Source organism: Candidatus Frankia alpina (assembly GCF_902806485.1).
GTDB classification, from domain to species: domain Bacteria; phylum Actinomycetota; class Actinomycetes; order Frankiales; family Frankiaceae; genus Frankia; species Frankia alpina.
Genome location: NZ_CADCWT010000540.1, coordinates 1 through 686, shown reverse-complemented (window position 1 = coordinate 686; position 686 = coordinate 1). Strand labels below are relative to the sequence as shown.

The 686-nt window shown below is 77.8% G+C and carries 1 protein-coding gene and 1 pseudogene; both read right to left on the bottom strand.

Features of this window, described 5'->3' with window-relative positions:
- Positions 1–319, bottom strand: a pseudogene (locus tag G6R25_RS24405) (hypothetical protein); the annotation flags it as partial.
- A 54-nt stretch (positions 320–373) separates the two neighbouring features.
- On the bottom strand, positions 374–686 hold a 313-nt coding region (locus G6R25_RS24400; RefSeq protein WP_163554695.1), incomplete at its 5' end, for a hypothetical protein.

Here is a 686-nt window from a genome sequence, read left to right as displayed (position 1 = left end):
CGCCCAGCTCCTGCAGCGCCGCCACAGCCTGGCTGGTCGACCCGGCGGCCGCGACCGCCGCCCGCGCGGCGGGGTACAGATCCCCACCGACTCCAGCCGCCCCGGCCGGCACCGTCACCGGCGCGGGAACCGGAACAGCGGAGGCCCGCACAGCCGTAGACGCCGGTGTCGGCACCGGCACGAGCACGGGGACGGGCGGGATCATCGGCGTCGGCTCGGACGCCGGCGTCGTTCCCTGCCCGCGCTCCCCGGCCCAGATCGGCGGCATCACGACGTACTCGGTCGCCCGCCGGCGGGCGACCCCCAGGGTCAGCGGCACCGGCCACACCCGCACCGGCCACACCCGCGGCCAGCAGCTCCAACAGCACGCTCATCACGCCACCGCCGACACAGCAGCGGGGACGGGGGTCGCGGCGATCTTGACGGCGATGTCCAGGAGACGCTGCGCGAGGCGGCGCATCCGCGCCGGCGGCGCCAGCCCCAGCTCGGCCAGCGCGTCGGCCGTCGCGGTCTCCGCGTCCGCCGCGGCGACCGCGTCCCCCTCCGCCGCCAGCGCGACACTCGCCGCACGCAGCCGGCCGTCGGCCGGGACGGCCTCCCGCACCAGCTCATCGGTCGTGGCGACCTCGCGCAGGTAGGCGCTGTGCGCCCGGGCCAGCGGGTCACGCTCGACCTCGTCCAAACCG